Genomic DNA, 14,243 nt, shown 5'->3' with positions numbered 1-14,243 from the left:
GATCTCATACACCCGTCTTGTACGCTCGTATTAGACGCTCGTATGATCGGATCATGAAGACGACACCTGCTTCCCCTCGCGCGACCGCACGCGACTGGCTCGGCATGGCGGTGCTGGTGCTTCCCGCACTGCTGGCCTCGATGGATCTGTCCGTGCTGTTCATGGCCTCGCCGTGGATCAGCGCCGACCTCGCCCCCAGCGCGAGCCAGCACCTGTGGATCATGGATATCTACGGCTTCATGATGGCCGGGCTGCTCATCACCATGGGCAGCGTCGGCGACCGGATCGGACGGCGAAGGCTGCTGCTGATCGGCGCGGTGGCCTTCGGCGTCGCCTCGCTGCTGGCGGCCTTCGCCCAGAGCGCGGAGATGCTCATCGCCGCCCGCGCCCTCCTCGGCCTCGGCGGCGCGACGCTCGCACCGTCCACGCTGTCGCTCATCCGCGGCATGTTCCTCGACGAGAACCAGCGCCGCACCGCGGTCGGCATCTGGACCGGCGCGTTCACCGGAGGTATCGCCATCGGCCCGATCATCGGCGGACTTCTGCTCGAGCATTTCTGGTGGGGCTCGGTGTTCCTCATCAACGTGCCCGTCATGGTGCTGCTGCTGATCGTCGCCCCGCTGATCATCCGGGAGTCCCGCGACCCGAACCCGGGCCGCTTCGACCTGCCGGGCGCGGTGCTGTCGCTGGCGGCGATCCTGCCGGTCGTCTACGGCATCAAGAAGATCGCCGAGGACGGCGCGGGCTGGACCTCCGTCACCTCGATCGCGGTCGGCGTCGTCTTCGCCGGACTCTTCGTCGTACGCCAACTGCGGGCCGCCAGCCCCATGATCGACGTGCACCTGTTCGCCCGTCCCGCGTTCAGCGGCTCGATCCTGTCGAACTCGATCGTCACCTTCGCCACCGCCGGGATGGGCCTGCTCGCGGTCACCTTCATGCAGACCGTCCTCGGGCACGCGCCGTTCACGGCAGCGCTGTGGATGCTGCCCACCGTCGCCGGCAGCTTCATCGGTGTCGCGATCGCCTCGATCCTCGCGCGAACGGTCCGCCCCGCGGTGCTCGTCACCATCGGCCTCCTGATCGCCGCCGGCGGGTTCGCCGCGATCAGCCTGGTGACCCCGGACTCGCACGTGGGCATGCTGATCGCCGCCTACAGCGCGCTGACGGTCGGCGTCGGCATGACCGCCACCATGGTGACCTCGCTGGTACTGACCACAGCCCCGCCGGAGAAGGCAGGCGCCGCATCCGCGCTCGCCGAGACCAGCGCCGAGTTCGGCGGCGCCCTCGGCATCGCCGTCCTGGGCACCCTCGCCGGGACGGTCTACCGCGACACCATGCGCGAGAACCCCGTCCCCGGTACGGACTTCGTGGGCGAGGCCGCAGCCGACACTGTCGGGGGCGCGGTCGCCGCCGCCCAGGAACTGCCGGACGAACTCGCCAGGCCACTGCTCCAGCACGCCTTCGACGCGTTCACAGACGGCTTCACCGTCTCCGCGATCGTCGGCGCCCTCGTGCTGGCAGCCGCGGCCGTGCTCGCGGGCGCGACGCTGCGGAAGGTGACATCCCAGCAGGTTGCCGAGGCCCAGGAGTAGGGGCGAGCGATCGTGCGACTGGCTGCCGGGCGGCGGCTAGAGATCTTTCCGGTCGAGGTTCGCGGTTCGATTCTGACGTGACACAGGAGAGCTGCCGCGATGCCCGTCGCGCTCCTGGCCGCTGCTCCCGCAGCCTCGCCCTCCGCGCCCCCAAGATCTCGACCCGGCCCTTGATCGGCGTCGACATCGGCTGGCTCCGAGCAGATCGTGGTATGCAGCTGCCTCTGTGTGGGGGCAGCTACCTACCACGATCTGCGCCTTGAGTTGACCTCGGACCGTCGATTACGAGAAAGGGGCGGTCGAAGATCAGCGGCGGTCAGCGTGGCGCGAAACCACGTCGATCCCGAAAGCTCTATAGACCCGTCGATCAGTTGCTCGGGGTCGGTTGCGGTGCTCGGGCCGAGGTAGGAGCCCGCAGGAGGTTCCGCCAGTCGGCCGGCCAGTTGGCGAGCGCGAGGATGCCCATGACGACGAGGTGGACCGGCGCGGCAAGGCTATCGGAGAGCCCATCGTGGTTGACGATGTGTGTGGTGACCGCGCCGGTGAGTACGAACACCAGCGTGGTCGCGGCCAGGAAACGGGTCCGCCTGCTGGGTATCACCAACAGGATGGCGCTGAGGCCCTCCAGCGCGCCGACCACGAAGCGCATCCAGGACGGGTAACCCCAATCCACAAACTTCACCGAGTACGGCGGGCCGAAGAACGTCTCACCCGGCGCAAACTTGGTAATGGCTCCGACCGCGAATTCGAACGCCAGAAGCCAGTACAGGCCGGTCGTCAAGCGCCTTGGCCACACTCGGGCGGTCATGCATCCGTCCTTTCGAAATCTGTCTCGCGTGCGAGCCCTGGGACACGCGTGAGCCCCCCGCGATGTCACATCGGCTCGCCTCCACCGGTCAACTGTTATGACAGGCCGGGACGGAGGAACGTGACAGATGGTCGAACAGGACTGGCTGAGCGAACGGTTCGCCGAGCACCAGCACCGCTTGCACGCGGTGGCCTACCGGATGCTCGGCTCATCCAGCGACGCCGAGGACGCGGTGCAGGAGGCATGGCTGCGGGTCAGCCGCGCCGACACCGGCCAGGTGGAGAATGCGGCCGGCTGGCTGGTCACGATCGTGAGTCGGGTCTGCCTGAACATGCTTGAGTCGCGCCGGGCCCGCCGTGAGGAGCCGGCCGGGGCGACGCCGCCCGAGCCAGCCACGCCACCCGCGAGTGCCCGCCCGACCGGCCAGGTCGACCCCGAGGACGAAGCGCTGCTGGCCGACTCGGTCGGTGTCGCACTGATGGTGGTGCTGGACACGCTGACTCCCGCCGAACGGCTCGCGTTCGTCCTGCACGACATCTTCGACGTACCGTTCGCCGAGATCGGCACCATCATCGACCGCTCCCCCGCGGCGGCCCGGCAGATGGCGAGCCGGGCCCGGCGCCGAGTACGGGGAGCGGACGCAACATCCGACGCCGCACAGTCCGGCAAGCGGGAAATCATCACCGCCTTCCTCGCCGCATCGCGGAACGGTGACTTCGACGCCCTGCTCACGCTGCTCGACCCGGACGCCGTGACCGGCGATGCCCGAGGCGCCCACGCGGTGGCGGGACTCTTCACCGGACGGGCTCAGGCCGCCCGGCTCGCTCTCGTCGACGGCATCCCAGCGGCGGTCTGGACGCACCGAGGCGTTCCGAAAGCCGTCTTCAGATTCACCATCAGCGACGAGAGAATCACCAGCATCACCATCGACACCGAACCCGACCAGCTCCGCGACGCCGACATCGTCTTTCTCCGCACCGACAACAGCGACCAGCGATGACCGTGGACGAGGAAGCTCCTACTTGTCGTGCCGTCGGCGCACCATCTCGCTGATCCAGATGGGCGCGAAGGGAGACGTGCAGTTTGGCGGGGTCGGGTAGTCCTTGAGCACCTCCAGGCGCTCGCCGATGCCGATCGCACGGGCGCGGTGCTCGGCGTGGTCGATCCCGATCTGGGCCAGGCAGTGGTTCATCGCCCACTGCAGGCGATCCGGGGCGTCTCTCATCTCCGCCTCGATGGCGTCGAGCAGGCCGGCGAGGTCAAGGCCGTCGGGCTTCTTGGCCACGCGTTCGGTGGTCAGCGCCCAGCCGGCACTCGCGACCACCGGATCCGGATCGGCGGACCAGGCCAGGCGCAGCTCCTCGGAGTGCGGGTTCTTCTTCACCACGTAGTTCACCAGCCAGTCGTGCACCTTGGGGGTACGCGCCTCGCGCAGCATGGCGTCCAACTCGTCACGCTCGAACGCCTTCGGGCGGCTGATCAGGATCGCCAGCAGCCTCGCCGCGGTGTCATCCGTCTTCCAGAGCTGGCGCGCGAGATCCTGCTGCGTCTTCAGCCGCTTCGCGACCGCGCGCAGTTTGCCGAGGTTGACACCCGTGATCGTCGCCGTGTTTCTCGTTGACCTCGCGTGCCTTCGGGTCATCTAGTGCGGCCAGCTCGGCCAGCACCTCGGCTACCGTCGTCCCCCGAACTCCCGTCAAGCGATGATGTGTCGCGCCAGCGGCCCAGTGGCGGTTGGTCCGGTCGCCTGATCGGCGCAAGACGATACCAAGCAGGGCTACGCCTGCGGGGCCTCAGAGGGCGCCCGCGCCCGCCTCGGCGACGGTCTGGTCCTGCTCGCCCGTACCGCCGCTGACGCCGACCGCACCGACCACCTCGTCGCCCCGACGCAGCGGGATGCCTCCCGCGAAGATCATCACGCGGCCGTGGTTGCTGGCGTGGATACCGTAGAACTGCTGTCCCGGCTGGGAGTTCGCGCCAAGGTCCTTGGTCGGGATGTCGAACGCCCGCGATGTCCACGCCTTGTTGACGCTGATGTCGACGCTGCCCGTCCACGCACCGTCCATGCGTACGTGGGCGACGAGGTTGCCGCCCGCGTCGACCACGGCGATGTTCATCGGCTGACCGATCTCGGCGGCCCGCGCCTCGGCGGCCTCGATGATCCGGCGGGCGTCGGCGAGGTTGACGGTCGCCATGCGTACTCCTTGCGGTGAGTGTGTGTGGCTTGCCGGCTCACGCGGCGGGCTTGAGGACGACCTTCGAGTAGCCCTCCTCGCGCCGGTCGAACCGCTCGTACGCGTCGGGCGCGTCGTCGAGAGGGATCTGCTTGCTGACCACGAAGCTGGGCCGCGCGTGGCCGGCGATGATCAGGTCACGCAGGTACCGGTTGTAGGCCTTGACGTTGGCCTGCCCGGTCCCGATCCGCTGGCCCTTCTCGAAGAGCTTGCCCACCCGAAACAGCAGTTCACCGCTGGCCGAGTGCGGGTCGGGCGCGCCCGGGTCCTGCGAGACGTACAGCCCGATCACGCCGATCACGCCGGTGGCCCGAACGATCTCGATCAGACTGTTGAGCACGCGCGCCGGCTGCTCCTCGCCGCTCGGCGCGCTGGCCTGGTAGCCGACCGCGTCGACACCCTTGTCGGTGCCGTCGCCGCCGGTCTGGTCGCGGATCTGCTCGATCGGGTCGGCCTTGGAGTAGTCGATCGGGATCGCGCCGATCGACTCGGCCAACTTGAGACGCGACGGCACCCGGTCGACCACGAACACCTTGGCCGCTCCCATGATCGTCGCGGAGTACGCGGCCATCAGCCCCACGGGTCCGGCGCCCATGACCGCGATCGTCTCGCCGGGACGCAGGTTCGTCATCGCCACGCCGTGGTAGCCGGTCGGGAAGATGTCGGCGAGCATCGCGAAGTCGTCCTCGTGCTCACCGTCCTTCGGGAGCTGGAGGCAGTTGAAGTCGGCGAACGGCACGCGCAGGTACTCGGCCTGCCCGCCGCGGTACGGCCCCATCGAGACGTAGCCGTACGCCCCGCCGCCGTAGCCGGGATTGACCGTGAGGCAGAAGCCCGTGTGGCCGGCGAGGCAGTTCTTGCAGAACCCGCAGGCGACGTTGAAGGGCATCGACACGCGGTCGCCCTTCTTCACCGACGCGACGCCGGACCCGACCTCCACGACCGTGCCCATGTTCTCGTGGCCGAAGACCAGCCCGGGCTCCGCCTTGGTACGCCCCTCGTACATGTGCAGGTCCGAACCGCAGATGGCGGTGGAGGTGATCTTCACGACCACGTCGGTCGGGTCCTCGATGCGGGGATCCTCGACGGTGTCGACGCTGACGTTGTGCGGCCCGTGGTAGACGACCGCCTTCATGACCCGGCCTCGCCGCACCCGGCGCCCAGCGCGATGCTCATGCCGACGACGGTAGGTGGCGAGCATCCGGCGCGTGCCCGGAACGGATGAAGGTGGCAGACCCACCACCCGCGGTGTGCTACTCACCGGGTGACCGGGTCGGCGAGGCCCGTCGCGCCACCGCTGGCGCAGACGGGTATTTTCCTCGGGTGATCCGGCGCCCACGACCCCGACTCCAGATCCTCGCCGTGGCCGCCGCCCTGGCGGCCTCGCTGTCCGCGTGCGCCGGCACCGACGCCGTGCATACGGCAGCGCGGACGGATGACGCTGCCCCGTCGATCGACGTCACCGCGACACAGCCGCCCGCCCGCATCAGCCTCATGCAGCACATCGGGGACAACACGCGGGAGCTTCGCCGCCTCACAGTCGAGCCCGACGGCGGATGGTCGTGCGACAACTGCGCCGGCGACCAGAAGAACAGCCAGGGCAGGTTGTCCCCCGCGCAGAACGACGAGCTGCATCGCCTCGTGGGCAGCCCGGAGTTTCGGCAGGAGGTCCTCGATCGCAGAGGACGCCGATACACCTGTGAGGGCGCCCTCTACTCAAGCCTGTTCATGATTCAGGGCGCCATCACCGTCGGCGACTGCCCGGGAGAGGAACGCCTGCCGGTCACCGACGCGGTCCTGCGCCTGCTCGCCGATGCGACGCCCGTGGAGATCGCGAGGTCCGTCGCCGCTTAGGCATGTCTCACGAGGGTCGGTCGAGCAGGCGACCGACGAACGCCACTTCCGCGTCCATCATGGACAGCCGGTACTCCTCGCCCCGTCACGATCGGTCACCGAACTGCGCCCACAGCCGGCGCTCCTCCGGCGTCGGCGGCACGTGTCGCACACGCCGCTCGGGCGAGGCGGGCGGCGGCCTCAGTGAGGGTCCGCCGGCTTGCGCGCGAGGATCAGCCGGCACCGCGGGCTGCCGTCCCGGCGCCGGCCCAGAGCGGTCAGGTCGACGGTCGTCGCGGTGAAGCCGGCCGCCGTCAGGTCGTCGAGCACCGCGGGCAGCGGGCTGGTGCGGTAGTACATGACGAACGGCGGACGCCACAGGGCATTGCGGACCCGCATCGCCAGGTCGAATCCGAGCGTGACCCAGAGCGCGACCGAGGTGGGAGGCGGCGGCGCGCCGATCGGGAAGGCGAAGAGGCCGCCGGGGCGCAGCGCGCGGTACACCCCCTCGAAGACCGCGGGCCGTTCGGCGGGCAGGAAGTGTCCGAGCGCTCCGAAGGTGACCGCGAGGTCGAAGCCGTCAGCGAACGGAAGGGCTCGGGCGTCCGCCCGCACCCAGGTGGCGTCCGGGTGCGCGTTACGCGCCTGGGCGAGCATGCCGGCGCTGAAGTCGACTCCCGTGATCCGTCCCTGGCACAGGGGCCTGAGCACCTGCATGCCCGCGCCGGTGCCGCAGCACACGTCCAGTCCCTGGCTGACCGGTCCGAACTCGGACAGCGCCTGGGCGGTCGCGTCGAGGATGCTCTGCGGGGTGCGAAAGGGCGTGTGGTCGAACTTCGGGGCCAGGAGGTCGTAGCCGCGCTGGACCGAGGAAAGCGCCTGGACGCACAGCTCACGCAGAGACGGGCCTTGAGCCGAGAACACCGGCCGAGGGTACCTGCCGGATGGCAGCCCTGCCGGCGATGGCGCCGCTCGGGGACCAACCCACGACACCGCCAATAGTTCAGCATTTCGTTTATTCAGCGACGGATGTACCGTATGGACGTGGAAGCGCTGACGTACGGAGATGTCCTGGCCCGCTTCGGACATGCCCTGTCCGACCCGGTCCGGGCCCGCCTGTTGCTCGCCCTTTGCGAGGGCCCTGGTTACCCGGCCGAGCTGGCCGACCTGCTCGGCACCAGCCGGCAAAACCTCTCCAACCACCTCGCCTGCCTGCGCGGCTGCGGCCTGGTCGTCGCCGCCCCGGAGGGCCGCCGCTCCCGCTACGAGCTGGCCGACCCCCGCCTCGCGCACGCGCTGGGCGACCTGCTCGGGCTCGTCCTGGCCGTCGACCCCGCCGCCTGCCCGGCCGCCGCTACCGACGACTGCTGCTGATGGCCGCCCCACTGCCGCTCGCCCCGAGCGTCCCGGCCGGCCCGTCCACCGCGCGACGGGCGGTGCTGACCCGCCGGATCCGCTGGTTCGTCGCCGCCACCATCACCTACAACGTCATCGAGGCGATCGTCGCCATCACCGCCGGCACCATCGCCTCCTCCACGGCATTGATCGGCTTCGGCCTCGACTCGGTCGTCGAGGTCTCCTCCGCCGCCGCCGTCGCCTGGCAGTTCACCGGCCCCGACCACGAGCGCCGCGAGCGCACCGCACTCCGGGTCATCGCCGTGTCGTTCTTCGCCCTGTCCGCCTACGTCAGCGTCGAATCGGTACGCGCGCTCGCCGCCGGCGACCGCCCGGAGCACTCCACGGTCGGGCTCGTCCTGGCCGCGGTGTCGCTGGCGATCATGCCGCTGCTCTCCACCGCGCAACGGCGTGCCGGCCGGGAGCTCGGCTCCGCCTCCGCCGTCGCCGACTCCAAGCAGACGCTGCTGTGCACCTACCTGTCCGCGGTCCTACTCGTCGGCCTCGCGGTCAACTCCCTTTTCGGCTGGTGGTGGGCCGACCCCGCCGCCGCACTCGTCATCGCCGCCGTCGCCGTCAAGGAAGGCCGGGACGCCTGGCGCGGTGACACCTGCTGCTCCCCCACCAGCACCGGCCCGGCCGACCCAGGCGCCAGCGGATGCGCCGACGGCTGCTGCGCGCCGGGACAGGCCGCACGATGACCCCCTGGATCAGGGCTTGCACGTGACCGTGCCGCCGGGCGCCATGACGCCAGCGCGCATGGCCCACGGTGCGCTCCCCGGGCTCGATGGCGCCCGGTGGTGCCGATGTGCTGCTCCTCGCGCTGGCGCTCGTCCTGTTGGCCCTGACCGCGGCGGTGCTGCTGTACCTGACCTCCGAGCCGTCCGCGTACGACTGAGCCGAGCGGTCTCGTCGCCGAGACCAACCGCGAAGCCACGTGTGGCCGTTGTGGACGCACGTGTCAGCACACCGGACGTTCGCATCGTCGGCGGCGGACGAAGGGCGGGCCCTCAGCCTCCGGGCCCGGGTCACCGACACGGACGCCAACACGGTGGTGCGGACCGCCCGGCAGGCGGACGAGATCGGCAGCCGCCGCCGGACGGGCTCCTACACTGTCCAAATGATCCCCGGCGGTGGCGCCCGTCCAGCCAGCTACTGGAAGGACGGCGAGCAGTGGCGCATCGGCACCGACGCGGACATCGCGTGGATCAAGGGGGCGACCGAGCCAGGCTTGACCATCACGTCGGCGATCCCGCCGGTCTTCGCGGCGTACGCGACCATGGTGGTCCCGGACACGGACGAGGGCAGGTCAGAGCAGCTCGCTCTCGTGCTGCGGTTGCTCACCGAGCAGTCCCGCGACCAGGCGTGGTGGCTGGGCTACCTGGACACCGGGGCCGACGACCTGGTCTTCCCGGACGCGCCACGCGTGACCCTGTACGCGGGCTGGCAGTACGTGCTCGTTCAAGCGGGCCCGGCGCAGGCGGCACGGTGGCGCCACGACCCGCGGTCGTGGCGGGCTCCCGGGCCAGACCTGATCTTCCCGGCCGATCGCTCGTGGCTGCTGTCGTGGCTCTGGGACGACGACTGGCGATGCCTCGGAGGGCCGGCCGCCCTCGTCGATCGGTTCGTCGGCCAGGCGCGATCGCGGGCGCGCAAAGTCGATCTTGGCGAGGACCCCACACCACCGGGTTACGAGGCCCGGTGACCAGGCGCCGCATCCGCAAGAGGTTCCCATACTCTAAGATCTTCGAGCTGGACAAGTGATTTCATGTCGAGAAGCCGTGACCGGCTCCGCTCGACAGGTGACGGGGCCACGACAGGCGCGGCCCACGACGCCAGGAGACCAGCATGCCGAAGTACCTGCTCCTCAAGCACTACCGCGGTGGCCCGGAGCCGCACCGCTCCGTGCCGCCGATGGACCAGTGGGCTCCCGAGGACGTGGAGGCGCACATGGCCTTCCTCAAGCACGTCGGCGAGCTGCTTGAGAAGAACGGCGAGTACGTCGACGCGCAGGCGCTCATGCCCGCGCGCACCTGGGTGCGCTACGGCGGCCCGGACGCCGCGCCGGTCACCACCGACGGCCCGCTGCCCGAGACCAGCGATCTCGTTGCCGGCTGGTACATGATCGACGTCGAGTCGTACGAGCGAGCGGTCGAGATCGCGGCCTACGTCTCCTCTGAGCCCGGCCCGGGCGGGGAGCCGCTGTACGAGTGGATCGACGTCCGAGAGGTCATGTCCGGGGCGCCCGCGGACGACTGACCCGAGTGATCGACGAGCCGACGCGACGGCTGGACGAGGGCGCGCTGCGCGCCCTCGTCCCTCGGGTGCTGGCAGGCATGGTCCGGCGGGGCGAAGACTTCGACGCCGCCGAGGACGCCCTTCAGGAGGCGCTGCTGGAGGCGCTGCGGGTGTGGCCCGAGCATCCGCCGCGCGACCCGCACGCGTGGCTGGCGACGGTCGCGACCCGGCGGCTTGTCGACGTCCGCCGCAGCGAGGCCGCCCGCCACCGCCGCGAGGAGGCGACGTACGCCGAGCCGCGGCCGGTCGCCACCGAGGAAGGCGACGACACCCTCTTCCTGCTCTTCTGCTGCTGCCACCCCGACCTCGCGCCCGCCTCCCAGGTGGCGCTGACCCTGCGCGCCGTCGGCGGCCTCACCACCCGGGAGATCGCCGACGCCTTCTACGTGCCCGAGGCGACGATGGCGCAGCGGATCAGCCGGGCCAAGCGCGCCCTGCGGGGGCGCCGCCTGGACCAGCCCGGCGACCTCGCCGTCGTGCTGCGCGTGCTCTACCTCGTCTACACGGCCGGCCATGGGGGCCGGGTCGACCTGGCCCGGGAGGCGATCCGGCTGGCCCGCCAACTCACCCTCGCCACCGAGGAGCCGGAGGCGCGCGGGCTGCTCGCGCTGATGCTGCTCAACCACGCCCGCCGCCCGGCGCGACTCGACGCGGAGGGTCGCATCGTCACGCTCGACCGGCAGGACCGCGGCCTGTGGGACACCCGCGAGATCGCCGAGGGCGTGCGCGTCCTCCAGTCGGCGCTGTCCGTGCAGCGCCGTGGCCGCTACCAGATCGAGGCCGCCATCGCCGCCCTGCACGACGACGCGGCGAGCGCCGAGGAGACCGACTGGCCGCAGATCCTCGCCTGGTACGACGACCTCGTCGCCCTCACCGCCGACCCGGTGCGGCAGGACCCCACCGCGGTACTCGGACGCGCGGTCGCGGTCGGCCACGCCCTCGGCCCCGCCGCCGGGCTGCGCGAGACCGACCGGCTGCGCGAGGTGCTCGGCGAGCGGCACCGGTGGCACGCCGTCCGTGGCCACCTGCACGAGCTCGGCGGCGACCTCCCGGCCGCCGCCTCTGCGTACGCGGACGCCGCCCGCCGAGCCACGAACGTCGCCGAGCGCGACCACCTGGTCCGCAAGGCCGCCCGGATGCGGGCCGCGGTGCCAGGACGACGTTGACAGCGAGAAGGATCGCCTGGTCAGGGGCGAGGTGCGCCGTGTGTCTCCGGGTCTGAGTCGAGGTAGTGGTGCGCGATGAGCACCGGGCACTCGCTGTGGTGGACCAGCGCTTGGCTGACCGAACCCAGCATCATCCCGGCGAAGCCGCCACGGCCGCGTGATCCGAGCGCGACGAGGGTTGCCGACCTGCTGGCCTCGATCAACGTCAGCTTGGGCCCGGCGCCGTAGACCATTTCGTCGCGGACCGTCAGATCGGGATGCCGGCCTCGGGCCCGGTTGACGGCGTCGGCGAGCAGTGCCTTCGCGTTCTCCTGGGCCGTTGTCGTCGGCTCGTGGTCTTGCGGGGCGGCGGGGATCTCGGAGTGCGTATGTATGACAGCCAGTGACTGGCCGAGCCGAGCTGCCTCGTCGGATCCCAGATCGAGCGCCAGCATCGACTCCGAGGAGCCGTCCACGCCGACCACCACCTGTTCCGTCGAGGAGGCGTCCAGCGACCAGTTCGGCGGTCGGACGACCACGACCGGGCAGTAGGCGTGCGCCGCGACCTTGGCGCTCACCGAGCCCAGCAGCAGCCCCGTGAACCCTCCGCGGCCGCGGCTACCGATCACGACGAGTTCGGCCTGTCGGGACTTCTCGATCAGTTCCGGCGCCGCCTCACCGAGTATCTCTTGGATCTGTACCTGCAGATCCGGCCATTTGGCTGACAGGCGGGAGCTGATCTCCTCCAGTTGGCGCGCGGCGGTGCGATCCGCGACCGGCTCCGCCATCTCCAGCGGGTCGATCGGTGCGCCGTACGTCAGCTTCCGCAGGTAGCCGTAGACCAGGTGCAGCGGCAACGACCGCCCGTGCGCCACCCCGGCCGCGTAGTCAGCGGCGGCACCGCTGGCGGCAGAGCCGTCTACACCGACGACGACCGGCCGTACATGGTCATCCATGCCGTCCTTCCCCACCATGGCGTCCCTAGCTCGGCACCACGCTAGGCCAGCGGCCGGCGCCACGGGCCGAACACCGGGAACAGCGCCGACCGGGTTCAACCCAATCGGGTGGGGCCGGCTCGGCGCGAAGGGCCGGATCCCGAAGGTGGAACGCCGCCGCCTGCTGGAGGTGTTGGAGGGCTACCGGGAGGCGGTACGGGTCCGGCAGCAGGCCCTGCGCGCGCAACTGGCGGTGGCGGAGGAGTTCGACACCACCCTGGCCGGCCACATCGATGTGTTGACCGAGCCGACGCGTCCCCGGGCAGCCGCCACCAGCTGACCGCACCCTTACGTCAGAGTCGCGTCACGCGCGCCAGCTCCGTCCACACTGGATAGTCGATGTCCGGCGCGGGGGCCACCCGAGCCGTGCCGAACGCGATTCCTGGCCACTTTTCCCGGTTTCTCCGGTGCTGATCCGGTGTCCGCTTACACTCCGACTGGTTGCCGCGTTTCGGTCGCGGCGGATCTCGTCCCTCGCGCTGACGCGAAAGCTGGTGCGGATCCCGGCGGGACGGTCCGCTCTGCCCGCTGGCCATGTTTTGCCGCCCCTTCGAACGTCCACCACGGCCGGGCGGGGTTGGGACCCACCTGCCGTAGATTGAGAGGCGGCGGTGCGGGACACCCCTGGCAGCTCGCCGCGGTCGGTGGCGTTCCGGTTCGTGCTCCTCATGGGAGTCGTCGACCTCTTCGGTGACACCGCCTACTCCGGCGGCGCGAGCATGAACGGATTGTTCCTCGCGTCGATCGGTGCCGGCGCCGCCGTTGTCAGCATCGTCGGTGGGCTCAGCGAGTTCCTCAACTACGTCACCCGCGGGCTGTCCGGCTATTTCGCGGACCGGACGGGCAGGCGTTGGCCACTGGTCTTCGTAGGCTATGGCCTGAACCTGCTGGCGGTGCCCGCGCTGGCACTCGCCGGTCACTGGCAGGTCGCCGCCGGCCTGATCCTCGTGCAGGGCATCGGGCGCGGCGTCCGAAAGCCGCTCGTCCAGGCCATGCTGTCCTACACCACCAGCCGATACGGCAAGGGGCGGGTCTATGGGGTGAACACGGCGCTGGACCACACCGGACGCGCGCTCGGCCCACTGGTCGTCACCGGAGTGCTCCTCCTCACGGGAGTGTTCAAGACGGCGTACGCGCTCCTGGGCATCTCGGTCGTGCTGGCGTTGATGACATTGACGCTCGCGCGGATGCGGTTTCCCGAGCCCGCCTCGTTCGCACAGCGGGAAACCGCCCTCGCCGACCCGGGGCAGCGGCGCCAGCCGGCGGACGCGGAGCGATTCAGCCGGTCGTACTGGATGTACCTGGTGGCAGGCGCTTGCTTCGCGGCGGGCCTGATGAACTTCGAGCTGATCTCGTTTCATCTGTCGAGAAACGGCGCGGCATCCGACCGCGTGCCGCTCTTTCTCGCGCTGGCCGCCGGCGTCGGGGCGCTGGCCAGTCTTGGCCTGGGCAAGGTCTATGACCGCGTCGGTCTACCCGTGGTCCTCGCCGCCGTGGTCGCCACCGCCACGTTCTCGCCGTTCGTGTTCCTTCTCCCGGTTCACCTCGCGCTCGTCGGGATGGCGCTCTGGGGCGTCGGGCAGGCGACCCAGGACAGCCTGCTCACCGCCCTCGTCGCCGGCGTCCTGCCGCGAGGGCGGCGCGATCTGGCGTTCGGCCTCTACTACGCCGGGTACGGCGTGGGCTGGCTGGTCGGCGCGGTGGCGGCGGGTCTTCTCTACGAACAGTCCCGGGGCGCGCTCGTGGCGTTCGCGGCGGGCGCACAACTGGCCTCCCTACCGATCTTCCTGGCCGCTCGGCGACGCCAGATGTCGGCCGGACCCTCCACCGCATGACAGGGCTGGCTGGATCCGTCGAGCGCGACATCGCCGTGCCGTGCGCCTCACCCGAACAGTGCGTGGAAATGCCGGACCTGCCGTATGGCCGGCGTGCTGGCTCATATC

16 protein-coding genes are annotated in these 14,243 nt (G+C 70.5%); 10 read left to right on the top strand and 6 right to left on the bottom strand.

Annotated features, from left to right (window positions below):
* The first annotated feature begins 53 nt into the window (after positions 1-53).
* Positions 54-1,592, top strand: coding sequence for an MFS transporter (locus tag ACFFIA_RS18840; RefSeq protein WP_377252761.1), 1,539 nt, complete (start codon positions 54-56; stop codon positions 1,590-1,592).
* Positions 1,593-1,959: 367 nt separating this feature from the next.
* On the opposite strand, the gene ACFFIA_RS18835 is transcribed toward ACFFIA_RS18840, so the two are convergent.
* The gene (locus ACFFIA_RS18835; RefSeq protein WP_377252759.1) at positions 1,960-2,400 is read right to left on the bottom strand and encodes a DoxX family protein; all 441 of its coding nucleotides are present in this window, start codon (positions 2,398-2,400) and stop codon (positions 1,960-1,962) included.
* Between the two features lie 127 nt (positions 2,401-2,527).
* Here ACFFIA_RS18835 and ACFFIA_RS18830 point away from each other — a divergent pair, with 127 nt between their 5' ends.
* On the top strand, positions 2,528-3,400 hold the full coding sequence (locus ACFFIA_RS18830; RefSeq protein ID WP_377252758.1) for a sigma-70 family RNA polymerase sigma factor: 873 nt from the start codon (positions 2,528-2,530) through the stop codon (positions 3,398-3,400).
* 18 nt (positions 3,401-3,418) lie between these two features.
* Here the strand turns inward: ACFFIA_RS18830 and ACFFIA_RS18825 are convergent, their stop codons facing one another.
* From ACFFIA_RS18825 to ACFFIA_RS18815, 3 genes are all read right to left on the bottom strand, one after another.
* Complete coding sequence (locus tag ACFFIA_RS18825) at positions 3,419-4,042, bottom strand: DNA alkylation repair protein (protein WP_377252756.1); 624 nt, start codon at positions 4,040-4,042, stop codon at positions 3,419-3,421.
* Between the two features lie 151 nt (positions 4,043-4,193).
* Complete coding sequence (locus ACFFIA_RS18820) at positions 4,194-4,595, bottom strand: GlcG/HbpS family heme-binding protein (RefSeq protein ID WP_377252754.1); 402 nt, start codon at positions 4,593-4,595, stop codon at positions 4,194-4,196.
* 37 nt (positions 4,596-4,632) lie between these two features.
* A complete protein-coding gene (locus ACFFIA_RS18815; protein ID WP_377252752.1) occupies positions 4,633-5,769 on the bottom strand; it encodes a glutathione-independent formaldehyde dehydrogenase in 1,137 nt (378 codons plus the stop codon).
* A 227-nt stretch (positions 5,770-5,996) separates the two neighbouring features.
* On the opposite strand from ACFFIA_RS18815, the gene ACFFIA_RS18810 reads away from it, so the two are divergent.
* Positions 5,997-6,488 (top strand): hypothetical protein, encoded by a 492-nt coding sequence (locus ACFFIA_RS18810; RefSeq protein WP_377252750.1) that lies wholly within the window; start codon positions 5,997-5,999, stop codon positions 6,486-6,488.
* Between the two features lie 180 nt (positions 6,489-6,668).
* Here the strand turns inward: ACFFIA_RS18810 and ACFFIA_RS18805 are convergent, their stop codons facing one another.
* Positions 6,669-7,391, bottom strand: a complete 723-nt coding sequence (locus tag ACFFIA_RS18805) for a class I SAM-dependent methyltransferase (RefSeq protein ID WP_377252748.1) — start codon at positions 7,389-7,391, stop codon at positions 6,669-6,671.
* Positions 7,392-7,505: 114 nt separating this feature from the next.
* Here ACFFIA_RS18805 and ACFFIA_RS18800 point away from each other — a divergent pair, with 114 nt between their 5' ends.
* From ACFFIA_RS18800 to ACFFIA_RS18780, 5 genes are all read left to right on the top strand, one after another.
* The gene (locus ACFFIA_RS18800) at positions 7,506-7,841 is read left to right on the top strand and encodes an ArsR/SmtB family transcription factor (RefSeq protein WP_377252746.1); all 336 of its coding nucleotides are present in this window, start codon (positions 7,506-7,508) and stop codon (positions 7,839-7,841) included.
* The gene (locus ACFFIA_RS18795; protein WP_377252744.1) at positions 7,841-8,563 is read left to right on the top strand and encodes a cation efflux transmembrane domain-containing protein; all 723 of its coding nucleotides are present in this window, start codon (positions 7,841-7,843) and stop codon (positions 8,561-8,563) included. Before ACFFIA_RS18800 ends, ACFFIA_RS18795 begins: the two co-directional genes overlap by 1 nt.
* A 257-nt stretch (positions 8,564-8,820) precedes the next feature.
* Entirely contained in the window at positions 8,821-9,567 is a 747-nt protein-coding gene (locus tag ACFFIA_RS18790) for a hypothetical protein (protein WP_377252742.1), read from the top strand.
* 143 nt (positions 9,568-9,710) lie between these two features.
* On the top strand, positions 9,711-10,121 hold the full coding sequence (locus ACFFIA_RS18785) for a YciI family protein (RefSeq protein WP_377252740.1): 411 nt from the start codon (positions 9,711-9,713) through the stop codon (positions 10,119-10,121).
* Positions 10,122-10,150: 29 nt separating this feature from the next.
* Positions 10,151-11,326, top strand: coding sequence for an RNA polymerase sigma factor (locus ACFFIA_RS18780; protein ID WP_377253119.1), 1,176 nt, complete (start codon positions 10,151-10,153; stop codon positions 11,324-11,326).
* Between the two features lie 20 nt (positions 11,327-11,346).
* Here ACFFIA_RS18780 and ACFFIA_RS18775 read toward each other — a convergent pair whose 3' ends face one another.
* Positions 11,347-12,261 (bottom strand): universal stress protein, encoded by a 915-nt coding sequence (locus tag ACFFIA_RS18775; RefSeq protein WP_446686976.1) that lies wholly within the window; start codon positions 12,259-12,261, stop codon positions 11,347-11,349.
* Positions 12,262-12,406: 145 nt separating this feature from the next.
* Here ACFFIA_RS18775 and ACFFIA_RS18770 point away from each other — a divergent pair, with 145 nt between their 5' ends.
* Both ACFFIA_RS18770 and ACFFIA_RS18765 read left to right on the top strand, forming a co-directional pair.
* Positions 12,407-12,580 carry a hypothetical protein gene (locus tag ACFFIA_RS18770; RefSeq protein WP_377252736.1) on the top strand — a complete coding sequence of 58 codons (174 nt, stop codon included), beginning with the start codon at positions 12,407-12,409 and terminating at the stop codon, positions 12,578-12,580.
* 331 nt (positions 12,581-12,911) lie between these two features.
* Positions 12,912-14,135, top strand: coding sequence for an MFS transporter (locus ACFFIA_RS18765; RefSeq protein WP_377252734.1), 1,224 nt, complete (start codon positions 12,912-12,914; stop codon positions 14,133-14,135).
* Positions 14,136-14,243: the final 108 nt, after the last annotated feature.

This window comes from Phytohabitans kaempferiae (assembly GCF_042433955.1).
GTDB classification, from domain to species: Bacteria; Actinomycetota; Actinomycetes; order Mycobacteriales; family Micromonosporaceae; genus Phytohabitans; species Phytohabitans kaempferiae.
Note: the sequence above shows the minus strand (reverse complement) of the source record. Positions and strands in the feature narration are given on the sequence as shown.